Source organism: Ornithobacterium rhinotracheale DSM 15997, assembly GCF_000265465.1.
Classification (GTDB): domain Bacteria; phylum Bacteroidota; class Bacteroidia; order Flavobacteriales; family Weeksellaceae; genus Ornithobacterium; species Ornithobacterium rhinotracheale.
Window position 1 is genome coordinate 1,761,517 of the sequence record NC_018016.1, and the last position, 23,842, is coordinate 1,785,358.

22 protein-coding genes and 2 pseudogenes are annotated in these 23,842 nt (G+C 35.0%); 10 read left to right on the forward strand and 14 right to left on the reverse strand.

The annotated features are described in order from the left end of the window. Positions 1 to 2,061 carry a glycogen debranching protein GlgX gene (gene glgX, locus ORNRH_RS08450; RefSeq protein ID WP_014791438.1) on the forward strand — a complete coding sequence of 687 codons (2,061 nt, stop codon included), beginning with the start codon at positions 1 to 3 and terminating at the stop codon, positions 2,059 to 2,061. Here the strand turns inward: glgX and ORNRH_RS08455 are convergent. From ORNRH_RS08455 to ORNRH_RS08470, 4 genes are read right to left on the reverse strand one after another with little or no spacing between them, the layout of a single operon-like run. Beyond that, on the reverse strand, positions 2,058 to 3,164 hold the full coding sequence (locus ORNRH_RS08455) for a DNA polymerase III subunit (RefSeq protein WP_014791439.1): 1,107 nt from the start codon (positions 3,162 to 3,164) through the stop codon (positions 2,058 to 2,060). The two genes, glgX and ORNRH_RS08455, sit on opposite strands and share 4 nt — an antisense overlap. A gap of 54 nt (positions 3,165 to 3,218) precedes the next feature. Beyond that, positions 3,219 to 4,931, reverse strand: a complete 1,713-nt coding sequence (locus tag ORNRH_RS08460; RefSeq protein ID WP_014791440.1) for a 1-deoxy-D-xylulose-5-phosphate synthase — start codon at positions 4,929 to 4,931, stop codon at positions 3,219 to 3,221. A gap of 3 nt (positions 4,932 to 4,934) precedes the next feature. Beyond that, positions 4,935 to 5,504 (reverse strand): guanylate kinase, encoded by a 570-nt coding sequence (gene gmk, locus ORNRH_RS08465; protein WP_014791441.1) that lies wholly within the window; start codon positions 5,502 to 5,504, stop codon positions 4,935 to 4,937. A gap of 10 nt (positions 5,505 to 5,514) precedes the next feature. Further along, positions 5,515 to 6,372, reverse strand: coding sequence for a YicC/YloC family endoribonuclease (locus ORNRH_RS08470; protein WP_014791442.1), 858 nt, complete (start codon positions 6,370 to 6,372; stop codon positions 5,515 to 5,517). 98 nt (positions 6,373 to 6,470) lie between these two features. Here ORNRH_RS08470 and ORNRH_RS08475 point away from each other — a divergent pair, with 98 nt between their 5' ends. Further along, a complete protein-coding gene (locus ORNRH_RS08475) occupies positions 6,471 to 7,457 on the forward strand; it encodes a hypothetical protein (RefSeq protein ID WP_155814516.1) in 987 nt (328 codons plus the stop codon). Positions 7,458 to 7,565: 108 nt separating this feature from the next. Here the strand turns inward: ORNRH_RS08475 and ORNRH_RS08480 are convergent, their stop codons facing one another. The 3 genes from ORNRH_RS08480 to ORNRH_RS08490 form a co-directional block, all read right to left on the reverse strand. Beyond that, a complete protein-coding gene (locus tag ORNRH_RS08480) occupies positions 7,566 to 8,996 on the reverse strand; it encodes a Gfo/Idh/MocA family protein (RefSeq protein ID WP_014791444.1) in 1,431 nt (476 codons plus the stop codon). Between the two features lie 103 nt (positions 8,997 to 9,099). After that, complete coding sequence (locus tag ORNRH_RS08485; RefSeq protein ID WP_014791445.1) at positions 9,100 to 9,606, reverse strand: hypothetical protein; 507 nt, start codon at positions 9,604 to 9,606, stop codon at positions 9,100 to 9,102. An 11-nt stretch (positions 9,607 to 9,617) separates the two neighbouring features. Further along, positions 9,618 to 10,313: a hypothetical protein gene (locus ORNRH_RS08490; RefSeq protein ID WP_036601895.1), complete on the reverse strand. Its 696-nt coding sequence runs from the start codon at positions 10,311 to 10,313 to the stop codon at positions 9,618 to 9,620. A gap of 34 nt (positions 10,314 to 10,347) precedes the next feature. Here ORNRH_RS08490 and ORNRH_RS08495 point away from each other — a divergent pair, with 34 nt between their 5' ends. Next, positions 10,348 to 10,569, forward strand: coding sequence for a hypothetical protein (locus ORNRH_RS08495; protein ID WP_155814517.1), 222 nt, complete (start codon positions 10,348 to 10,350; stop codon positions 10,567 to 10,569). A gap of 88 nt (positions 10,570 to 10,657) precedes the next feature. Here ORNRH_RS08495 and ORNRH_RS08500 read toward each other — a convergent pair. Next, positions 10,658 to 11,969 (reverse strand): annotated as a pseudogene (locus ORNRH_RS08500) (IS3 family transposase). Between the two features lie 200 nt (positions 11,970 to 12,169). Here ORNRH_RS08500 and ORNRH_RS08510 point away from each other — a divergent pair. The 6 genes and pseudogenes from ORNRH_RS08510 to ORNRH_RS08540 all read left to right on the forward strand — a co-directional run bounded on the left by ORNRH_RS08510 (position 12,170) and on the right by ORNRH_RS08540 (position 17,570). Continuing rightward, positions 12,170 to 12,394, forward strand: a complete 225-nt coding sequence (locus tag ORNRH_RS08510; RefSeq protein ID WP_014791447.1) for a hypothetical protein — start codon at positions 12,170 to 12,172, stop codon at positions 12,392 to 12,394. A 10-nt stretch (positions 12,395 to 12,404) separates the two neighbouring features. Next, positions 12,405 to 14,408, forward strand: a complete 2,004-nt coding sequence (locus ORNRH_RS08515; RefSeq protein WP_014791448.1) for a dynamin family protein — start codon at positions 12,405 to 12,407, stop codon at positions 14,406 to 14,408. A gap of 119 nt (positions 14,409 to 14,527) precedes the next feature. After that, the gene (gene rpmI, locus ORNRH_RS08520; RefSeq protein WP_014791449.1) at positions 14,528 to 14,725 is read left to right on the forward strand and encodes a 50S ribosomal protein L35; all 198 of its coding nucleotides are present in this window, start codon (positions 14,528 to 14,530) and stop codon (positions 14,723 to 14,725) included. A 129-nt stretch (positions 14,726 to 14,854) separates the two neighbouring features. Beyond that, complete coding sequence (rplT, locus tag ORNRH_RS08525) at positions 14,855 to 15,199, forward strand: 50S ribosomal protein L20 (protein WP_014791450.1); 345 nt, start codon at positions 14,855 to 14,857, stop codon at positions 15,197 to 15,199. Positions 15,200 to 15,270: 71 nt separating this feature from the next. Continuing rightward, on the forward strand, positions 15,271 to 16,182 hold the full coding sequence (locus ORNRH_RS08530) for a reprolysin-like metallopeptidase (protein ID WP_036601889.1): 912 nt from the start codon (positions 15,271 to 15,273) through the stop codon (positions 16,180 to 16,182). 42 nt (positions 16,183 to 16,224) lie between these two features. Beyond that, positions 16,225 to 17,570 (forward strand): annotated as a pseudogene (locus tag ORNRH_RS08540) (IS3 family transposase). A 28-nt stretch (positions 17,571 to 17,598) separates the two neighbouring features. Here the strand turns inward: ORNRH_RS08540 and ORNRH_RS08545 are convergent. Genes ORNRH_RS08545 through ORNRH_RS08565 form a run of 5 tightly spaced genes read right to left on the reverse strand, consistent with a single transcriptional unit; the run spans position 17,599 to position 21,941 of the window. Then, positions 17,599 to 19,137, reverse strand: a complete 1,539-nt coding sequence (locus tag ORNRH_RS08545; RefSeq protein ID WP_014791451.1) for a dynamin family protein — start codon at positions 19,135 to 19,137, stop codon at positions 17,599 to 17,601. Positions 19,138 to 19,142: 5 nt separating this feature from the next. Then, on the reverse strand, positions 19,143 to 19,538 hold the full coding sequence (locus tag ORNRH_RS08550) for a coiled-coil domain-containing protein (protein WP_014791452.1): 396 nt from the start codon (positions 19,536 to 19,538) through the stop codon (positions 19,143 to 19,145). 13 nt (positions 19,539 to 19,551) lie between these two features. Further along, on the reverse strand, positions 19,552 to 21,384 hold the full coding sequence (locus ORNRH_RS08555) for a dynamin family protein (protein ID WP_014791453.1): 1,833 nt from the start codon (positions 21,382 to 21,384) through the stop codon (positions 19,552 to 19,554). Between the two features lie 12 nt (positions 21,385 to 21,396). Next, entirely contained in the window at positions 21,397 to 21,621 is a 225-nt protein-coding gene (locus tag ORNRH_RS08560) for a DUF6140 family protein (protein ID WP_014791454.1), read from the reverse strand. 14 nt (positions 21,622 to 21,635) lie between these two features. Next, entirely contained in the window at positions 21,636 to 21,941 is a 306-nt protein-coding gene (locus ORNRH_RS08565) for a hypothetical protein (RefSeq protein ID WP_014791455.1), read from the reverse strand. 101 nt (positions 21,942 to 22,042) lie between these two features. Between ORNRH_RS08565 and ORNRH_RS08570 the strand changes: the two genes are divergently transcribed. Then, positions 22,043 to 23,215: a hypothetical protein gene (locus ORNRH_RS08570; RefSeq protein ID WP_155814518.1), complete on the forward strand. Its 1,173-nt coding sequence runs from the start codon at positions 22,043 to 22,045 to the stop codon at positions 23,213 to 23,215. A gap of 38 nt (positions 23,216 to 23,253) precedes the next feature. Here ORNRH_RS08570 and infC read toward each other — a convergent pair whose 3' ends face one another. Further along, on the reverse strand, positions 23,254 to 23,814 hold the full coding sequence (gene infC / locus ORNRH_RS08575; protein ID WP_258205066.1) for a translation initiation factor IF-3: 561 nt from the start codon (positions 23,812 to 23,814) through the stop codon (positions 23,254 to 23,256). Positions 23,815 to 23,842 lie beyond the last annotated feature (28 nt).

Sequence of the window (23,842 nt, forward strand, 5' to 3'; positions counted from 1 at the left end):
ATGATTACACACATCGGAAATTCGTTTAAACTTGGGGCTACATTAGAGCCCGAAGGTGTGAATTTTTGTATATTCTCTCCCAGAGCCACCTCGGTAGAGCTTTTACTTTTTGATGATGTAAACGATGTTACGCCCACCATTATAGACCTAGATCCCGTAGAAAATAAGTCTTATTATTATTGGCATATTTTCGTGCCAGGGCTCAAGGAAAATCAATTGTATGGCTACCGCATCAACGGAACTTATGATCCCGATAGGGGGTATTATTTCGATGCCTCAAAGGTTTTAGTCGATCCATATGCCAAGGCAATCGTGGGGGAATACGATCGTAGAGATGCTACCATTTTTGGTAAAAGTAATATAAAAAAATGTTTGAAAAGTGCCGTCATCAATGACGATTCTTTTGACTGGGAAAACGATGCATTCCCTAATCATGAATTAACTTCGTGCATTGTCTATGAGTTGCATGTTGCTGGATTTACTAAAAATCCTAACTCTGAATTAGACGAAAAAATCCGAGGAACTTATCGTGGATTAATTGAGAAAATTCCTTATATCAAGGATTTAGGCGTTACGGCAGTAGAGCTGATGCCTGTCTTTGCATTTGATGAGCAAGATGCGCCAGAAGATAGGAAAAACTATTGGGGATATTCTCCGATTAATTTCTTTGCCGTGCATGCACCATATGCTTCAACTGCTAAACCTCAAGAGATTGTAGATGAATTTAAAGCAATGGTAAAGGCATTTCACGCTGCCAATATTGAGGTGTATCTAGATGTAGTCTATAATCATACAACCGAAAATGATGGGCGAAATAATGGCCCAACTTTATGTTTCCGTGGTATAGAAAATAGTTCATATTATATGATGAGCCATGATTTCCATTTCCTAAACTTTACAGGAACAGGAAACACCATGAATGCCAATCATTCGGTGGTGCGTAGAATGATTACCGATTCGCTAAATTATTGGGTAGAAAAAATGCATATCGATGGATTTAGGTTTGATTTAGCCTCTGTTTTGTCGCGCGATGAGCACGGAAATCCTTTGTATAATTCACCTGTTTTGTGGTCAATTGATTCTAATCCTATTTTGTCTAGAACCAAAATCATAGCCGAGCCTTGGGATGCGGCAGGATTATATCAAGTAAATAATTTTTCGGGAGACCGCTGGATTATTTGGAACGATAAATTTCGAGATGCCATTCGCCGATTTGTAAAAGGAGATGCGGGACAAGTCGAAAAAATCGTTAATCGCATCATGGGAAGCCCATATGAGGTGAAACCACGACACAAATTATTTTCGCCAGAATTAAGCCTAAATTTTGTAACCTGTCACGATGGTTTTACCATGAACGATTTGGTGTCATACAATACCAAACACAATTTTGATAATGGAGAAGATAACCGAGATGGGCACAATGAGAATCATAGCTGGAACTGTGGAGTAGAGGGATACACAGATGATCCTGAGATTGTAAAATTAAGACACAAGCAAGTGAAAAACTTTTTTTCGCTTTTGCTCCTTTCGCAAGGAACTCCGATGATCACCATGGGAGATGAGATTCTGCGCACGCAATATGGTAACAACAATGCGTATTGCCAAGACAAGCCCCTTGCTTGGATGGATTGGAGTTTACTAGAAAAAAATAAAGAAATTTATCGTTTTGTAAGGAATTTAATCCGTTTAACAAAGCAGTTTAAAGTATTTTCTAAAGACTTTGATTATTTAAAAAGAGAAAATCCTACATCTCCTTACATTCGCTTTCACGGGGTGAAACTAAACGAAGTAGACACAAGTTTTGATAGCCGAGCTCTTTCCTGCGAAATCGTTGCACCCAAATATGGCGAGCATGTTTTTGTGATTATGAACATGTATTGGGAGCCACTTTCGTTTGAATTGCCAAAAAATAAACGATTCCACAAGGTTTTTGATACAGAAAATGACTTTGAAACTTGCGATGTGTATGGGGATTTTATTTGTCCGCCAAGAACCGTTGCTTTTGTAACGGCAAAATCAAGATTGTTTAAACAAATGCACCAAACGAAATCTCTGCTCTAAGCCGTTTCTCTTGTGTGCAAATGGCGTGTCATTTTAATCGCTAAATCCAGAAAAACTAACTTGCCAAGCGCATTTCGCTCTATGTGATAATGCGCTTCGTTTATTTCTTGGAGAATCGCTTCGATATTTGCTCCGTGGATGTACTGCGAGAAATTTTCCCATTTAAAATTATTTTTCTGCAAAGGCATATTCACCAAGTTTTGGCTGCCATAGTTTTGCAACAAAGCTTGTCTAAAAATATCGATGCAATAAGCAAGAAATAATTTTTGTTTTTCTCGGCTGTTCCAGCTACCGATGTTCATGCTCCATTCGTGGATTTTCTGCAAGGCACTCAATTTGGTTTTAGCCATAAAAGCATAACGCACCCAATCGATGAAAAGCTCCTCAAACTCCTCAGTTTTCGATTCAATTTGTTCCACTGCAATAGACATATCTCCATACGCACTTTTGGCAAACTGCTCAGCGGTGGCTTGGTCTATCTCATATTTTTCAAATAAAATACTTGCCAATTCTGCCTCCGACAATCTCGGCACTTGGATTCGCTGGCAACGGGAAGTAATCGTAGGCAAAAGCTCATTGTAATGCTCGGTAATGAGGATAAAATAAGTTTTTTTAGGAGGCTCTTCTAGGATTTTTAAAAGCTTATTGGCAGATTGCGTATTCATAGCATCTGCATTCCAAATCAGCATGACTTTGTTGCCTCCTTCGTAACTATTTAAGTTTAAAACATGAATAATTTCATTGATTTGGCTCACATTGATTCCGCCTTGTTTTTTCTCACTTGCGATGAGCTCCATCCATTCAAACAAAGAGCCATAAGGCGTTTCGTTATTAAATCGAATCCACTCTTCTTGGTAAGTGGTGAGCGAAGTGTCCTTGGCACTTGCTACGGGATAACAAAAATGAAAATCAGGATGTTGTAGTGAGTCCACTTTGTGCACACACGAATCATTTTGATTAGAGCAAAGCAATTGTTTTGCCATCCATTTAGCCAGAGGCAAGGTTCCGAACCCCGCTTTTCCGTCGAGTAGGAGTGCATGGCTGATGGTGCCTTTTTCTAGAGCTTTAGAAAATTGATTTTTGATGGTTTCGTGTATGGTCATAGGCGTAAAATTAAAGAATTTAAACCTTTCTAAAAAACGAAAAAATCGAAATTTTTATAATTCTGAGAAAAAATCTGAAAGTGCCTGTGCCGAAAGCCCGTGGAGGTGAAGCAATTCATCGGAGCTGCCGTGTGTTACAAATTCATCGGGCAGAGCTTTGATGATTATTTTTCCGGTATAGGTTTGGCTTGTAGCATAGCTCGCGACAGATTCCCCAAAGCCGCCCGATTTTACGCCTTCTTCTACACAAACGATTTTTTTATATTTCCTCAAAATGGAATCCAATGCTTGCGTGTCCAGTGGTTTTACAAATGGGAAATGTACCCAAGCAAAATCCGTATTTTGAATGATTTTTGAAATATTTTGCCCAATGGTTCCTGTGCTTAAAATGGCAACTTTTTCACCTTTTTTTAAAATTTTAGATTTAAAGCATTTTACTTTTTCTATACCTAAATCTTGGTTTGAAATCGCAGATTTAGGATAGCGAATGCTCATCGGCTGTTTAAGTTGCACCGCCAGCGAAAGCATTTGTATAAGTTCGTGCTCATCAATCGGGCAAGCCACAATCATGTGCGGAATAGCGTTCATAAAGGCAATATCAAAATAACCGTGATGCGTGGCTCCGTCGTTTCCCACAAGCCCTGCTCGGTCGATACAGAAAATCACGGGCAAGGATTGCAACGCCACATCATGAATCACTTGGTCATAAGCTCGTTGCAAAAAAGTGGAATAAATCACACAAAACGGAATCATATTTTGGCAAGCCAATCCCGCTGAAAAAGTAACGGCATGTTGTTCTGCAATGCCGACATCTATGACGCGGTCTGGGAATTTTTGTTTTAAATCTATCAATGCGCTTCCCGTGAGCATTGCGGGCGTTATGGCGCAAGTGTTAGGCTTTTCTTCAAAAATTTTAAGTAAAGATTCTCCTAAGATTTGCGGATAAGTTTTGGCAGATTTAGTCTTAATCCTTTCGCCTGAAATTTTATCAAATTTTCCAGGTGCGTGCCATAGCACTTGGTCTTTTTCAGCTTGGGCAAAGCCCTTGCCTTTGATAGTTTTGATATGAATAATTTTCGGCGTTTTGATGTTTTTTGCCCAATTCAAGGCTTTAAACAAAGCTTCGAAATCATGCCCGTTAATGCCGCCTAAATATTGAAATCCAAGCGATTCGAAAAAAGCCTTGGCATTTTCTGGGTGATTAAAGACCGACTTCAGAGCACCTACCGAAGGGTCGATGCCTATGTCGTTATCGTTTAGGATAATGCAAACATCTAAATCCGTGTCGCCTAAATGATTAAGCCCCTCAAAAGCCATGCCCGATGCAATAGATGCATCACCAATCACAGCCACATGTTTTTTCTTTTCGCCCTTTAGTTTATCGGCATAAGCCATGCCTGTAATCGCTGAAATACTTGTGGAAGAATGTCCAACGCCAAACAAATCGTATTCGCTTTCTGCTCGGCTGGGGAAACCGCTCATGCCATTGAGCTGTCGCAAGGTGTCAAAATCTGATTTTCGTCCCGTGAGTAGCTTGTGCACATAGGCTTGGTGTCCCACATCCCACAAAAGTGAATCGTGCGGAGTGTCATAGAAATAATGCAATGCAATGCTGAGCTCCACCACCCCAAGGCTCGCACCTAAATGCCCCTCCTTGGTGGATACAATGTCTAAAATAAAATCACGAATTTCCGCAGCCAACTTTGGAAGTTGGTGCGTGGGGATTTGTTTCAAATCCTCGGGAAATTGGATTTTATCTAAAAGCATTTTTTATTTAGAAATAAAATTTTCTACAATTTCGTTCACTTCTTTTTTGGCAACTTCCAAGTCATCGTTTACCAAAATGATGTCAAAATCCTTGGCAAATTCTAGTTCTTTGGTAGCTTTGGCAATACGCATTTCCAATTTTTCTGGCGAATCGGTATTGCGGTCGCGTAGTCGTTGAGCCAAAGTTTCCACGCTTGGTGGCTGCACGAAAATAGAAAGAGCTTTGTCTCCAAATTGTTTTTTAAGATTGATGCCGCCCATTACATCAATGTCAAAAACTACATTTTTTCCTGCGTTCCAAATGCGTTCAATTTCTGATTTTAAGGTGCCGTAGCAGTGGTTTTCGTAGACCTCTTCCCATTCTACAAATTCATTATTTGCCACTTTTTGTTTAAACTCTTCGGGTGTCAAAAAATAATAATCCACGCCGTCTACTTCGCCCTTGCGTGGAGCACGCGTAGCACACGAAATAGAGAAAGCCAAATCGTTTCTTGTTTTAAGTAGGTGTTTTACCAAAGTGGTTTTGCCTGCTCCAGAAGGCGCTGAAAATATGATGAGTTTTCCGCTGTTCATGATTTAAAATTTAAAGCACATTGAGCACTTGTTCCTTTATTTTTTCTAGTTCATCTTTCATTTTAATTACCAGTTTTTGCATTTCGGCATGATTGGATTTTGAGCCAAGCGTATTGATTTCTCGCCCAATTTCTTGGCAAATGAAATTTAGTTTTTTTCCATTGCTTTTTGAGCTGTCTATGTTTTTTAAAAAATATTCGCAATGGTTTTTCAGCCTAACTTTTTCTTCGGTAATGTCCAATTTTTCAAGGTAGAAAATCAGTTCTTGCTCAAATCGGTTTAGATCCACTTCTTTGATTTCGTTTAAGCCTTTTTGCATTCTTTCCTTAATGTTGGTAATGCGTTCATGCTCAAAGTTAGGAACTTGGCTTAATAAATTCAAAATTTCATGGATTCTTAATTTAAAATCCTCAGCCAAAACTTTTCCTTCATCGCTACGGAATTTTTTAAGCTGATTGAGAGCTTCTTGCAATTCGCTAGTGAATTTATTCCAATCCTCTTCCGAGATTTCGGTTTGTTCCTGCACATACACATCAGGCATTTTCATAGCAGATTTAAAAAGCGTATCCACCGAAAGGCGTTCATCAATAGCTTTGAACTGTTCAATATATTCCTTGATCAAGGGTGTATTTAATTGGTGAGTTTTGGCAACTCCGTTATGGGTGTGGTTTACAAAAACATCTACTTTCCCACGATTGAGCGACTCGCTCACGATTTTTCTTATTTCTAATTCTTTATCTTTTAAGTCTAAAGGTAATCTTATATTTAGGTCTAAATTTTTGCTATTCAGAGATTTAATATCAATCGTATAGCTAGCGTTTTCAAAACTTACTTCGGATTTTCCAAATCCGGTCATAGACTGAATCATAATATCTAAAAAAATTAAGTCCAAATGTACTAAAATGCGTTAATATGTAAGGCAAGAATTGCAGAAAAGTTTACATTTGAATAGCTAAAAAATTAAAAATGAATAAGAAAGCATTTCTTTTTTTATGTTTAAATATACTTTCCCTAATGCTTGTAAACGCACAGGACTTAACAGGGAAATGGATTATTGTAAATCCTAGCAATGATACAGACTATTATGCCGAATTGAATTTAATTCATAATGGTGGAACAATGTATGGTGGCTACTCGTATGATCGTGAAAATGGTGGCTATTGTAGATACTGGCTAGAGGGGAATTTTGATGAGTCGTCTAAAGGTTTTAAGGCTAATGATGTGGAGCTTATCGATAAATCTCCGAACCACACAGCTACGGCGTTTGATTTAAAGTATAGCAAGGAAAAAGATGGTGAGTATTTAATCGGAACGATTCAAACAATAGATGTGTCTGATATTCAATCGAAAATAGCTAAAGCTTTTGGGCTAGAATCTACAAGCCCCAAACAGAAGATTAAGTATAAAAAAGTGAGCCCCCAATACGCTCCTTATGCTTACCAAAGACCAAGATTAGAGGATAAGCCTATTGTGGAGGCAGAACAAAAAACTTCAACGCCTGATGAAATTACGCAAACTCCCATAGCGTTCAAAAGTATAGTGACCGATGCAGGAGAGTCCAATAAAACTGAAGTTGCTAAAAAGGATAGCATTCAGCCTGAAATCATTAAACAAAAAAATGAACGAAATGGCAAAGTTGTGGCAAGCATTCAACTCAATGGAGCTAAGGAGATTAAATTATTAATTTATGATTATGGTGAAATTGATAATGATACAGTGAGCATTTTCTTTAATAATGATTTAATTGCTAGTGAAATGCGTATTGATCGTGAGGCGAAAGAGTTTACTTTAAAATTAAAGCAAGTTGAAAATCAGCTAGTTTTTGTGGCTAATAATTTAGGTGATGTGCCACCTAATACAGCCAAAATTGCAATTGTGGCAGAAAATCGTCGTTATAATTACAAAATCTTTACCGATGAAAAGAATAATGCTGTGATAAGGCTTTTGAATTAATCAAAAAAACGGATTTTCATCGTAATTAAAAAATCCACAAGTCATCACGACTTGTGGATTCGTAGTAAATAATTAAAAATACAAACAATGAAAAGTCCTCAGTAAATTTTATTTTTTAGCCCAATCATCGGCAAAAGCATGTCGATAGCCTTTCACTTTTTTCCACGCACCACGCGTGAAGTCTGGAATGGCAACTGGAGCACTTCCGTTTTCGATGGATAGGGCAGAAAGTTCGGTTAGGCAAGACCATTCAGCCAAGTCATAAACATCCATATCAAGCGGAAGCCCGTTTTGCAGACAGTAAACCAAACGATAATCCATGATGAAATCCATACCGCCATGTCCTCCCACTTTTTTGGCTTTTTCCTCCAATTCTACGAGGATAGGGTGTTTATATTTATCCATTAAAGCTTTTTTCACATCTTCTGGAACAAATCCGTGAGCGTCAAGCTTTTCATGATCTGGGTTTAGGTCTTCGCTCACTTCTTCGAGTGCATAACCTTGCACTGGATATTTGTTGGCAAATCCTTTGGTTCCAGTGAGTTGGTACATTCTTGAGTAAGGTCTTGGTGTTACCACATTGTGCTGAATTTGAATTGTTTTTCCGTTTTCAGTGCGAATCATTGTCATTGTGTGGTCGCCATTTTTATAGTCTTTAGGAGCTGTTCCAAACATATCTTTCCATGCAGCAGGACCATTCACAGGCTTAGTATCCATGGATACCAAATAAGTCATGCGGTCGCCTCGGTGAATGTCTAGTAACTGGCATGCAGGACCGATTCCGTGCGTAGGATACACATCTCCTCTGAAATCCTTGTTGTAATCTAAACGCCAGTTTTTATAATAAGCTTTCCAGAAATCTTTTAAATTATGAATATATGAACCTTCTGTGTGCAATACTTCTCCGAATACGCCTTTTTGAGCCATGTTTAAAGTCGTAAGCTCAAAGAAATCGTACACGCAGTTTTCAAGCATCATACAATGTTTGCGAGTGCGTTCAGAGGTGTCGATCAAAGCCCAAATGTCTTTCATATTCATGGCGGCAGGCACTTCAACGGCGACATGCTTGCCGTGTTCCATTGCATAAAGTGCAATAGGCACATGGTATTTCCAGTCGGTTACGATATAAATTAAATCAATATCATCTCTTTCGCACATTTTTTTGTAAGCCTCGGTAGAGCCATAGTATTCTGCAGCTCTTTTTTTGCCCGCTTTGTCAAGAATTTCTTGTCCTTTTTCTACTCGATTTTTCTCGATGTCGCAAAGAGCAACGATTTCTGTTCCTGGAATTTGAGTGAATCGTTCAACAGCACCAGGTCCACGCATGCCTAGCCCTACAAAACCTACACGCACGGTTTCTAGTTTCGGGGTTACAAGGTTGATGACATCTGTCTGCCCTGGAGCTCGCTCAGGAACGGGTAAAACAATTGGTGAAACGCCTCCTTTTTTAGCAGGAGTGGTGGCTACTTTTTGCTCGGCACAACTAAAAATCAATGCGAAAATGCATGCAAAAATGCCATAAATGCTAAATTTTCTCATCCTCTACAAGTTAAATTTTTTTAATTATTTGGCTAAAATAAACATTTTTTTGCGTTCTAAAGGATAATTGATAGATGACATTTGTTCCCTGTATTTTAGACACTTATTTCCAAAAATACCATCTGTCCCCATTAAATATGGCAAGTGCTTGTTTTTTTATCTCATAAACAATTGTACCTATAATCGGATTTTTTATGTTTTCAACACTTTGAACTTTAGGAAGTATAAGGGCTTTAGATTTACTCTCTAGTTGAAGAATCCCTTTGCCTTCTTTTTTTATTTCTTTTATGTCTATATCCGATATTATTATACCTCCATCTGTTTCGCTAGATTCATTTTGATCAATGATAACATTTGAGCTGGGGGTGAGATCTATTATTTTTTCACCTGAATAGGCAACCACTTTTTTATTCTTAGAATCAACCCATAGAGCTCCTTCTTCTGTACTTTTTTGAATTTCGGATAAGTAGGGTAAAATAATGGCTTTATCTTCATTATCTTTAAATTCTAGAATAGAGTAATTGGATTGTAAAAAATCTTTTCCAATGGCAACTTGGGCGTTTCCGTAAAAAAATAAAAGGTTAATTATTATGAAAAAATGTTGTTTCATTCGTTTATAGATTATTGATATACAGGAGTTATGCAATTCCATTCTTTATTTCTAAAGAGCTGAAAACATTTTAAATCAGTGTTATATATAAACATTCCATCGGCAGGCTGCGTAATTTTATTTAAATCTTGCTGACTTAACCTTGAAATGATGAAGGGTTTTGTTTTTGATTCTAGTTTTAAAAAAGCATTTTCGTACGCTGTATCAATTGGGTGAGATAAATTAGAAATAGTAATTTCATTTATAGATGGAAGTCCTTTTGAGGGGAGCTCAGAATAAAGGATTTTATTTGTTGTTTTATTTTCTACTATTTTTAAATCCGCTGTATTTATGGTTAAAAATATGTTATTATCGGCTTTAATCATTATACGCCCTTGTTCACTAATCATATCATTAGTAAAGTAAACATTTGCAGAACCATTATTTTCAATATTTTGAGCAAGAATATAGTTGAAATTATTCCCTCTATCTTTTGAGTATAAGATGCTTACAGTTTTAGCATTGATAGGGGAATTATTGGTATTTGCTACATTCCATGTTATTTGAGTAGATTGATAAGTAGGAATGGTTTCTTGTGTATTTTGACTAGTTATTTTGAAAGGTCCTGCTTCTGAAAGAATTTTTAATTTTACATTAGAAGATATGATGTTTCCTGCTTCTTGATTTTCAATTAATGATGTTTTTATGCTGGGGTTTATACTTCTCAAATTTTTATACCTATCTCTTACTATAAAGTTAAAGTTGAGTTCTCGAGCGATATTAGAAACCGTTTCCCAAGAAGAATTTAAGCCAGGATTGGAGTCAGATAAAGATCCATTTAGGAGATTCTCAAGTTTTGGAATCATTCTATTGGGAGAAGTAGATGGAGGAATGGCTCTAGTCATTGCCCCAGAGGAATTGTTCGGTCCGAAAGATGATTTCGTAATGGGGTGTTCAGCTGAATCGGATTCTTCCCAAGTATAAAAAAGTTCATCATTCTCAGGGTCTGTAGCACTTCCCGAGAGTTGTACGTCGTCAAACTAAAGTTTACTGAGGCTAATATAGTAAACAATTAAATAAGTCCAAAACAATAATTTAATTTTCGTTGATTTAAAGTATTTATTTTCACTTGTTTTCTTAGTTTTAAGATTTGGTCTTGTCTACCTAGGTATACATCTTCAGGGGTTAAATTATTTAAAGCTTCGTGATATCTTTGCGAGTTGTAATATTGCACAAATTTATCAATAGCCCTTTCGAGTTGCTCTGGAGCATAATAATGGTGTAATTTGACTACATTTTTCATGGAACGATGATACCGCTCGATTTTCCCTTGTGTTTGCGGATGCAATGGTTTTCCATGTATGTGTCTGATCCCATAAGTGTCCATTAAGTAATCTTTGAGTTCCTTAGCAATATAACAAGGTCCATTGTCGGAGAGCAACACTGGCGGTTGCTTTCTATTTTTTATTTTAGCTTTACTGATGGCGTTATCGATGGTTCTTTTGACGTTTTGTGCAGTCATACTAGGACAGAGTTCCCAATGAACGATATATCGGCTGTAGTCATCAATGACGGTGGATAAATAATACCATCCCCAACCGATAATTTTGAAATAAGTAAAATCCGTTTGCCACATTTGATGCACGAAATTGGTTTTGGAATGAAACTGATCTGCTGCTGCCAAGAACCTATGCGGTGTGTCGGCCAATAATCCCTGTTTTTTCAAAATGCGATAAACGGATGATTCAGATATGAAAACGCCTTGTTCATCGATGAACCTTGTGGCAATGAGCCTTGGTGTTTCCTGGGGATATTGCAAGGCAATCTCAACGACCATTTGTTTGATTCTATCGGGAATGCTATTCCATTGTTGCTTTTGATTACGTTTCGCTTTAAGGCCATCAATACCATTTTGGCTGTAGGCGTGATACCAATTATAAAAGGTTCTTTTGTGAATGCCTAATTGCTTTAAAGTCCTATTAACGCCTAATTCAGAGTTTTTTACCACCTCTATAATCTCTGCTTTTCTTCTGCCGTTAGTCTCATATATTTTTTAAATTGAGGGGTTAATCCAACAGATTTAAGCTTTTTTTTACAATGTCATAACGAATAACCAAATCGGCCAAAGACTCCTTCAATACGGTATTTTCTCTGCGTAAATCTTTGACCTCCTCACTGGTAGCTTCTCTTGTTTCGTTACCCGAAAGACGTTTCTTTCCTGCTTCAATGAACTCTTTGCTCCATTTGTAATAAGTGGCTTCGCTGATGCCATATTTTCTGCACAGCTCTGCTACACTGAGCTCTGCACGTAAGCCTTCCATGACGATTAAAATCTTTTGTTCTGCATTGTACACTTGTCGTGTATTACGGCGAACTTCCTTAATTAAGCTTTTCGCTTTTTGTTTGTTTTTTTACCATGTTCTAAGTGGTTTTTGTAAAGTTAGTTTTTTCTTTTTTTAACTATACTATTTTTAACCTAAACTGGTAAACTTTTTGCTGACGATTTACATTAAAAAACCATAGCCAAGAGGCAAGCTTAATCCCTGAAGAACGTAGCAGTTTTTTTTCAGGAGATTACTTTAAAATGAGCAAAGAAGGTGGTAATAGACTAAAAAAAATATTGGATGACATATCTGAAAAAGATGTAATAATCATACAAGAATTAGGAGAAGAACTTGCTAAGTGCTCCGAAGAAAAGAGCATAGCAAATGCCGTAGCCCACTATCACAAAGAAAACCTAGTTGAAATGGGAAATATGCTCGATAAATTGAAAAAAATATCGGAACCAATCTCATCAAAAAAACTATAATTAAGAATTTATGAATACAAATATATTTGAAGAATTAAGCCAAAAAAAACAAAGTTTAATTTCGCTCACGCAAAAAGCAAAAGATTACGGATGGATTACTCCTCAAAAAGAAGAGGAGATAATCAATAGGATTAAAAATGATGTGCTCACCATTGGAGTCATTGGGCAAATGAAAAGTGGAAAATCTACATTCTTAAACGCCTTTGTTTTTGAAGACGATGTTCTACCTGCCGCAACCACCCCTATGACTGCAGCTCTTTCTATCATTACCTATGGAGAAAAAAAAGAAATTGAAGCCGAATTTTACACTCCACAAGAGTGGGAAGAACAAAAAATGCAAGCGTCTCGCTCACTAGAGGATGTAAAAGGTAATGAGATTGAAGAATCTAAAGTAAAAGCGGCTAAAGAATTGATGGAAAAAGCTCATAAGCTAGGAAGTAGTTTGGAATCTTTTCTTGGCAAAAATCAAAAGGATACTTTTGAAAATTTGGAAGAATATGTAGGAGCTGATGGCAAATACATCTCCATTACAAAAGCTGTGAAAATCTACTACCCAAAAGAATATTTAAAAGGGGTTGAAATTGTAGACACTCCAGGCTTCAACGACCCTATCGTATCCAGAGAAGAAAGAACCAAAGAGTTTCTAGAAAAGGCTGACGCAGTGCTATTAATGCTATATGCAGGGAGACCATTTGACTCTACCGATAGAAGTATCCTCTTTGAAAATGTAGGCAAATGCGGAATTGGCAAAGTCATTATAGGTATCAACAAATATGATATAGCCTACGAAAACGGAGATACAATTGAAGAAATCAACGAATACGTAAAACAACAAATAAAAGATGCCGCTAAAAATTATGGTAACGAGACTCTCTCTGATTTATTAAAAGAGACAAGCCCCATTCCACTATCTGCCGAGATGGCACTTTTATCACAAATGCCGATGAGTAAAATAAATGAATCTGAAAGTTATAGTTTCTCATTCAAACGACATTGTGATAATTTTGAAATTAATTCTCAAAATCAGCTCAGAGACAAAAGTTTCTTAAACAATCTTACCAGTGAAGTTAAAAGAATCATAGACAAGGAAAAAACGCAAATTTTATTTACAAAGCCTATCAATGAATTATTGTCATCTACCTACAATAAAGAAAACTCAACACAAAATGACATAATCGTAACGGAAGAAAAAATTAAAAACCTAAGTCTTGATGATGATGAAATTGATGAAAAGCTTAAAAATGTAGAAAGAATTGAAAAAAGACTAAACAAAAAATTAAATATCTTTATTGATGGGCTTGATGAAATTTTTAGAGAAATCGTAAAAAAAGGAAGTAAAGACCTAGACGACATGGTTGATAACCGTTGTAATAGAATGGATGATATCATAGAAAAGAAGACTGGGATATTTAAAGGGACTGAAAAAGCAAAAAGAGAAATTCAAAAAGAAATTCAACAATTAACACAGAGAGACATTAAACATAAAATTGAACATTTGTCAGATGAGGTTGAGAGAAAAGTTAAAAATGAAATTTCCGATTTCATCTTTGAAGTTGAGGGGTTGTTTATTAAATACATTCCAGATTTTGAAAGCCAAGATTTAATCAACTCTACAAAACAAAAAATAACTTTGGATATTGATGGTAATGCATTCACACCAAACAATGAAGAGAACTTACTAGATAAATTAATAAAATTCGTCAAAAATATATTTAGAAATGATAAAAATGAGTTATACGAATTAGTTAATAAAACTAGAAGTGAATTTAAAGCTGAACAATACTTGGAAAAGATATACCAACATAAAGAAAACATTGCAAAAACCATAAAAACTAACTTTTTCGATGAAGTATTAACACCTATGCGAGAAAACTTAGAACAATTACAAAAGAAAGTTCTAGATAAAGAAAACGCATTAAACGAAGAAAATAAAAAACTTGAAGAATTAACTCAACTAAATAAGTCTATTAAAAATCAAATTGAGGAATTTAAAGTTTTAAAATCAACATTATAACAACCCTCTTCCACAATTAAAATAAAATTCGTACATTTGCACTCCGTTTGCTTTTGTGCGAATTTTTCGTTTAAATACCAAACGGATTAAAGTTCAGTTTAACCAATAAGTACACAGAAATGCCAAAACAAAAAACAAAATCAGGTGCTAAAAAGCGTTTCAAACTTACAGGAAGTGGAAAAATTAAGCGTAAACATGCTTACAAAAGCCACATCTTAACTAAGAAAGAAACTAAGCAAAAGAGAAATCTTACCAAAATGGGTCTTGTAGACCAAGCTGATGTAAACAGCGTAAAACGCCAATTAGGATTAAAATAATTTTTTGTTTTTCAACAAAAACACCAATTATATAAAAATCCGGTTTATTAAAATGTTTAACCCAAGCGAGGGCAGAGAAAAAGAGAAGTTTTATTACACTTCCGCCTACGCTTAAAAAATTTAAAAATTATGCCAAGATCAACCAATTCAGTAGCGTCTAGAAGAAGACGCAAGAAAATTATCAAATTAGCGAAAGGATATTTCGGACGCCGTAAAAATGTATGGACTGTTGCTAAAAACGCAGTTGAAAAAGCAATGGTTTATGCTTACAGAGACCGTCGTCAAAAGAAAAGAAATTTCCGCGCGCTTTGGATCCAAAGAATTAATGCTGGTGCTAGACAACACGGAATGTCTTATTCTAAATTTATGGGTGCTCTTAAAAGCAACAACATCGAGCTTAACAGAAAAGTGTTAGCTGATTTAGCAATGAATCACCCAGAAGCTTTCAAAGCAATTGTAGATAAGATCAAATAAATTTTAATCATTAAACTGAACTTTTATAAGCTACTCAATTAACAATTGAGTAGCTTTTTTAAATTAAAAAAATGAATTTCAAAGCTTTATACCTTTTATTTATTTTCTTATCATCTCTAATTTATTCTCAAGAATCCAATATAAAAACCTTCAAAATTGCAATTGCCGCTACTCCTGATTTTGTAGATATTATAAAAAGAACTCCACCCTATAATAATAAGAAGTACTCTAGAAGATCTGATAAAGAAATTGCGTTATTGGCTATCAAAAACTATATAAACGATATAAATGAAGTTTTTATAAGAGAATTATCTATAAAATTTGAATTAGTTTCCGATGAAAGAACCTTAATTTCGCAAGGAGAAAAAAATCCATTTCAAAATGATTCCTATAATTCAAACTTCTGGCAAGGCAACATCATTCAAAATTTTTTAGACGAAAAAATAGGAGATAAAAATTACGATATTGGTCATCTATTTCATAGTTCTAGCCAAGTTGGAGGGCTCTCTCACTACGGAACAGTTTGCAAAAAAGGAAGAAAAGCCCGAGCTGTAAGTGCCTATGATTTCGTTGGGCAATGGAGAAAAAAAGAAATGTTACACAGAGAGTTTGAAGGAATTTTGATGCATGAAATTGGACATCAATTTAATGCTCAGCACACTTTCTCTTTTGAAATTGAAGGTCGAGCCATTGGAGCCCAAGTAGAACCTGCTAGTGGCTCTACAATTATGGCATACCCTGGAGTTGCCGCTCCAGATAATATACAAACATATAAGGATTTATACTTCAACCATGTATCTATAAACACTATGAAAAATTTTATAGAATCTTTAGATTGTGGAACTAATGAACTAAAAAAAAATAAAGCTCCTTCTATTTTTTTAGAAAATAATACATACAATATTCCTAAAGGAACTGCAATACTACTCTCGGGTGTAAATCGTCAGCAAAAAGTTTACCAGTTTAGGTTAAAAATAGTATAGTTAAAAAAAGAAAAAACTAACTTTACAAAAACCACTTAGAACATGGTAAAAAAACAAACAAAAAGCGAAAAGCTTATTAAGGAAGTTCGCCGTAATACACGACAAGTGTACAATGCAGAACAAAAGATTTTAATCGTCATGGAAGGCTTACGTGCAGAGCTCAGTGTAGCAGAGCTGTGCAGAAAATATGGCATCAGCGAAGCCACTTATTACAAATGGAGCAAAGAGTTCATTGAAGCAGGAAAGAAACGTCTTTCGGGTAACGAAACAAGAGAAGCTACCAGTGAGGAGGTCAAAGATTTACGCAGAGAAAATACCGTATTGAAGGAGTCTTTGGCCGATTTGGTTATTCGTTATGACATTGTAAAAAAAAGCTTAAATCTGTTGGATTAACCCCTCAATTTAAAAAATATATGAGACTAACGGCAGAAGAAAAAGCAGAGATTATAGAGGTGGTAAAAAACTCTGAATTAGGCGTTAATAGGACTTTAAAGCAATTAGGCATTCACAAAAGAACCTTTTATAATTGGTATCACGCCTACAGCCAAAATGGTATTGATGGCCTTAAAGCGAAACGTAATCAAAAGCAACAATGGAATAGCATTCCCGATAGAATCAAACAAATGGTCGTTGAGATTGCCTTGCAATATCCCCAGGAAACACCAAGGCTCATTGCCACAAGGTTCATCGATGAACAAGGCGTTTTCATATCTGAATCATCCGTTTATCGCATTTTGAAAAAACAGGGATTATTGGCCGACACACCGCATAGGTTCTTGGCAGCAGCAGATCAGTTTCATTCCAAAACCAATTTCGTGCATCAAATGTGGCAAACGGATTTTACTTATTTCAAAATTATCGGTTGGGGATGGTATTATTTATCCACCGTCATTGATGACTACAGCCGATATATCGTTCATTGGGAACTCTGTCCTAGTATGACTGCACAAAACGTCAAAAGAACCATCGATAACGCCATCAGTAAAGCTAAAATAAAAAATAGAAAGCAACCGCCAGTGTTGCTCTCCGACAATGGACCTTGTTATATTGCTAAGGAACTCAAAGATTACTTAATGGACACTTATGGGATCAGACACATACATGGAAAACCATTGCATCCGCAAACACAAGGGAAAATCGAGCGGTATCATCGTTCCATGAAAAATGTAGTCAAATTACACCATTATTATGCTCCAGAGCAACTCGAAAGGGCTATTGATAAATTTGTGCAATATTACAACTCGCAAAGATATCACGAAGCTTTAAATAATTTAACCCCTGAAGATGTATACCTAGGTAGACAAGACCAAATCTTAAAACTAAGAAAACAAGTGAAAATAAATACTTTAAATCAACGAAAATTAAATTATTGTTTTGGACTTATTTAATTGTTTACTATATTAGCCTCAGTAAACTTTAGTTTGACGACGTACAGTTTTTTAAATCGGTTAGGTTTTTTTGTAAACTGTAAAATAGATTATCTACTTCTTTGTTTTTTTGATTTAATTCTTGAGCGGCTTTAGAATAGGCTGTGTCTAAAAACGGGATAATCTGGTTTTCTATATAATGAATAATGTTATCTAGGTAGTTTTTTTGGGCTGTTTCGCTTTTGATTTTTTTTAAAGGTGTTAAAATATTTGAGATTGGAGCCTTTGATGAAAAAGAAATAAAGTCATTTACTTTGATGCCATTATCTTCAAACGTTTTTTTGATTCTATCCAAAACTTTTTTTACCTCTGATTCAGCTTTTGTGTCTATTTTATTGATAACTACATACAGCGGCTTGTGGAGGTGCTCTTTGATAAGTTTAATGGATTGTCGGTTGACTTCCCCTGCGTTTACATCAAAAACCCAAAATAGCGCATCGCATTCATTGATCACTTCGATGGTTCTTTCAGCATCTTCACTATCATTTGAATTAAAACCAGGAGTGTCTAAGATACTAATTTCTTTTAGATTATCGTTTTTGTATGTCATCACGAAATACTTAATCAAAGAAGAAATACCTTTCACTTGGTCCAATACTTCCTTTTTTACTCTTTTGAAAGAATTTTCTGTGATAGATTTTTGTTCATTATTCGGTGCAACAAAAGTAAAGTCAGTGATAAGTCCTCCTGAAATATATGTAGGAATAGCTGTAGAAGCTTTTGTGCTAACGGGGAGTGTGGGGGCCTTAGGGTCATCTTGTGAAATGATTCTATTGACAATTGAAGTTTTTCCCGCAGAAAATTCACCTACAAAAGCAATGCTAGTTTTATTTTGAATCCATCTCTTTTTAGAGGTTATAGCCCATTGTTCTAGCCCTTGATTAAAAAAGTAAGCATCATCTTCCACTTCAAGTTCTAAATCACATCTATTGAAAGCATCTCTGATTTCATTTCTTATGAAATTCGTGATTAAATCAACTCTCTGGTGTAATTTTTGAGTTTCTTGGTCACTTATTCCCTTAGCACATAATATTTCTTGAATAAAGGAAATTGAATCATTTTTGATGGCGATTTCTTTTGTTTTATCGCTCAGCTCTTCTTTAATTTCTTCAATTTTATTTGAAAAGCTTTCAATCTCTTTATTTTTATCGTTAATGGTTTCTTCTAAGCTTTCTTTCTCTTTTTTAAATTTTCTCTTATTATTATCATTTTCATCTTCAAGATCTTCTATTTCCTCTTCGAGCGTTTCAATTTTTCTTTTAGCATCTAGAAGGGCAGAGGTGTTGTCGGTTGGAGTGTTGCTTTTTTCTGAGATAGATGAAATTTGGTTATTTAATTCATTTATCCTCCTTTCCTTGTCGGCCAACTTATTTTCTAGGGTTGCAATTGTCTTTTTATCAGTTTCGGTATTTCCGCTTTTTAATTCGGAAATAGAATCTTTTTTATTTGATTTGGATGTAATAATATAGGTGATGACTGCCGTGAAAAGTACAGCCACCACCAAATAAATAATTGTATAGGTCTCCATTTATATTATTTTTTTAGAGCTTCAATTTGTCTTTCTAGCGCTTCGCAGGCTTCTTTATAAGATTTAGCTTGATTAAATAATTCTTGATTTTCTTTTTTTAGTTTCTCAATCTTTGTTTTGGTATCTTCAAGCTCGTCTTTTAAATCATCCTGAAGGTCATCATGTTGATTGAATTTCTTTTTAATCCTAGCATTTTCTTCCTGTAAATATTCTATTTCTTCGGAGAGCTTTGTATTTTTATTTAAAAGTAATTCTTTCTCTTTGATAAGTGAATTGATTTGATTGTTTTTTGTTTCTAGCAAATTGCTTGATTTGTTTGAATCTAATTGACCTTTTGCAATTGCTCCAGCAATTCCCCCGACTACGAGGCCTATCGCTAATCCTGTGCTTTCTATTTCCATGATTTTTTTAATTTTAATTGTTTATTAAAGATTTTTTGAAATTTTTTAATTCGGTCATTCTCGTTTTATAATTTTCTTTTTGTTCAGAAAGTTCTTTTTGTAGTGTAAGTAAATTATCTCGTTTTTGATTGATAATGCTGGTTGCATTCTCATCAAGTATACTTTGTATAGTAGTTAAAATATTTGAGCTGATTGTTTCTAATTGTTGATTGAACGCTGGTATGATTTGCGTACTGAGTAAAGAAGAAATTCTTTTTTTTCTTTGAGGTTTTCCCAGCATGCTGTCAGTTGCCCAGCTTACAATAGATTCCACAATGCCTTGCTCAGTGCCGAATTTTTCTCCATAAGCTTGATTACTTTCCTCTATTGTTTTTAGCTGATTTTCTCCCTCACTTATGTGTTCTCTAAGTTTATTTATTTTCGTTCCTAATTTCTGCATTCTATTCATGCTTTTGGCATTAGAAGCCATATTTCCAAGGTCTGTAGCTGTATCAGCAATTTCTAAAGCAGCAGATCCAGAAGCAGCAGCACCAGCAACACCAGCAGCACCAGCCGTGGAGACAATAGCTACAACCGCTGCCGTTGCTGCTAAAACTTTCACACCTGTTGAAATCATTTTGTTGTATTCTTTTCCAGCAGTATTTAGGCTTAGATTTTGATAAGTGTTGTCTAATTTTAGGCTTGAGAAATCAATCTCTCTTAAATTGTCAAAAGAAATTTCGCTTTCTTTATTGTTTTGTTTTCTAATTTGTTCATTGATGGAATCTTGCACTTTTTTGATATAATTAGAAAATAGAATATTTTGAGCATCATTGATTGCATGATTTACTTCTGCATCGTAATCAATATTTTTTTGCGAAACTATGTTTTCAAGTTTCCCTTTTACATTATCTTCGAATTTTTTAGAGGTTTCTTGTATTGTTTGTTCCGTATCAAACTTAACATTTTCAATGATTTTCTCTACATTTCTTTTAAGCGTTCTTAAGTCATAATCTTGTTGTTTGATGCTGTTTTCTAGAGATTTAAAATCTTGTGCATTTTTTAATAAATCATCTATGTAACTTAGTAGATTTTCTGAAATTGATTTTATTCTCAGTTCAGATGTTTTTTTTACAATTTCGTTTTTTTTCTTCTGAATATCTTTTAGTAAATTATAAAACTCATCTAGATTGTCTTCTAATGCAGAAACACATGCAATTCCATTTGTTGGTAATTTTAGTTCGTTTGAAAAATATTTTTTCACGCTTTCAATTTCATTTTCAGCCTTTGTGTCTGATTTCGTGATTATGACATAAATAGGCTTTTCTGATAGCTTCATTGTCGAAATAAAATCCATCAATGAACGTGTAGAAGGTTGATTGATGTCTATTACTAAAAACATTCCATCTGCATAGGGTAGGAAATTCATTAAATTATCTCTATGCTTTTGGGTAGGAGATGATAAGCCTGGAGTGTCAACAATAATTGTTTCTTTTGGAATCTTGTTAGATGTGTCAAAAATTTTTATTGTAGGTGTATCAATTAAGTCATCATTGTTCAGATCTTCAATATTTTCTATTTCTTTAATGCTTCCATCTTCAAGTACAATTTCGGCTTTTGATGTATTACTCCCAAAATGGATTTCATATATGGTTGAGGTGGTTGGGGTGATTGATGTTTCAAGCTTTTTGTTATCAATCAAGGCATTGATAAGTGTTGTTTTTCCAGCACTAAATTCTCCGATTAAAGGGAATATTAATTCTGCATTATTCTGATTTATTTTATTTTCTAAATTATTAATTTCTAAAATGAGATTATTTAAATTTAAGCTTTCTGCTATTTCTTTTAAATTGCTAATGTTTTTCATTTATTTAAATCTTTAAAGTTTTACAAAATCCATGTAACCAGAGCTTATATAGCTTCTTTTGTTGGATAAATCCACACCATAAATTCTCATGAAGGCATCTATGATTGCTTGTTTGCCATCCATAGACATCAGTGGATTGGTAGTATTTAAAACTACTTCTACATTCATTCCTTTTGCAAGTTTGTGTTGAGGGAAATCTCTTTTTACACTTACTCTAAATCTGTTTAATAATGCCATTGTGTTATAATTTTTTATCTCAATATTTCTGCTCGTATAATTAATATGAGTATCATCAGCCCTATAAAGGCGATAAAACCAAAAGCCCACGCACAACCATTGGCTTTGGCTTTTGAAATCTCTTCTCTTTCTTTAAAAAGGAGTTCTTTTTGTGTTTTAAACTCTTGTTCTGTGATAGCTCCTTCGTCCAATAAAATTTTTAACTCTTTTAAATCTTTAAATGAATTAAAAGACTCTCTCTCATTTTTCTTTTTATAAATCCATCTACCTATGGCAATTAGTCCTATAGTAGCTAGTACGAATGAGATAAATCCACCCATTTTTGTATAATTATTTGCACAAATTTAGAAAATCGTTAAATAAATTTTTTGTACAAGTTTTTATAGTGTTGTTAAAAAACTTTAAATTTGCGAAAGAGATTTTGTTAAATTTAATTGAAGTGGTTTACAATCAGAAACATATTGATTTATTGAAACTTGGGGTTGTCAAAAAATTTGGTCGCTCAATTGAGACGCATAAAGATAGTAAGGAATTAGCCGTATTTGTAAAAGTGGATAATGCACCAGTTTCTGCCCAAACGATTCGCAGAATTTTTGGATTAATTAAAAATGAACATAAGCCATCAATTCCTATTTTAAACGCGCTAGCATCTTATGTGGGATATGAAAATTTTAATCATTTTTTGTCGGAAAATCTTGAGAGTCAGCTAGAATTTTTATTTTCAGAAAATGTAAATACACAAGATTATTGGGATGCTTGCGAGAAATTGAGTTATGCGCTTCTGGATTCCCCAGAAATGGTAGCGATATGCCAAGAGAAATTAACAAAACTACCCATTGCTCGAGAATATTTTATAGAAAACCATCCGCTAAGAGACTTGGTGTGCACAGGCTATGCTATGTATTTTCAAGAATATTTAAAATATAAATACACCAATGAATCTAGATTGTATGCATACGGTTTCTTGTTTGTAGGGGCTTTCTTGTCCGAGAACAAACCTTATATAGATATTTACCATGAGCAAGTCGAGAAAACACCACTAATTTATCCGCCCAATGGTGTCTTTCACCTGCCTGCGGCTCGGAAATTTGGCGTGTCGTTGCTGCATGCATGGCTGAATCAAGATGAAAAACGATTTCATGAGAAATTTAATGAAATGCTTTCTGTACGCCCGTTGTATGAATATAGTTCAAAATATCATGCCTTTAGTTTTGATCAAGAAATGATTGAGCATCTGGTTTTAACGGATCGATTCCATGAAATGAGAATGATCATAGATACAACCGTTCCGCAAGTAAATCCCGATGTTACTTCCTCTAGCAGGCAAACCAGCCATCAAGAAACTTGGAAGATTTTAAAAGCCTATGTTTACTTAAATACAGGGGAAAGAAAATTAGCTGAAAATTACTACAAAGCTGTAAACCTATCTTTAATCAACCCAGGGTGGCAAAAATATTACACAATTTTATATTATTTTGTGAAGTATCATTTTAGTTCCATTAGAAAGAAAAAGGAAGTGTTGAAAAAAATCGAAGAGCTGATAGATATAACGCATTTTACCTTTTACCATCGCTGGATAAAAGAGCTTAAATAAAAATCCCCCGAGCAATCGAGGGATTTATTTTTATACCATTATTTAGTCTTTGTAGGCGCCATCATCATGATCATGCGCTTGCCTTCTAATTTTGGCATTTGTTCTACTTTACCAAACTCTTCTAAATCTTGCGCAAGTTTCAAAAGCAGAATTTCGCCTTGGTCTTTAAACACAATTGAACGCCCTTTGAAAAATACATAAGCCTTCAATTTAGCACCATCTTTCAAGAAGCTTTCTGCATGGCGTTTTTTGAATTCGTAATCGTGTTCATCGGTATTTGGACCGAAACGAATCTCCTTGATCACCACTTTAGATTGCTTAGCCTTCATTTCCTTTTTACGCTTTTTCTCATCGTAAAGGAATTTTTTGTAGTCTAAAATCTTAGCTACAGGCGGCTTAGCATTTTCTGTGATGAGCACCAAATCTAGCCCTCTTTCTTGAGCCCATTCCAAAGCTTGACTAGTTTTGTAGACACCTTGCTCTATTTCTTCTACATCACCAACAACACGCACTTCTGGCACGTGGATATTTTCGTTGATCTTGTGTTGGTCTTCATTTCTGTTAGAGGGGCGAAACCCTCCGAATCTTTTTTTTGCGATAATATTTAAAGTTTTGGTTATACTTGGT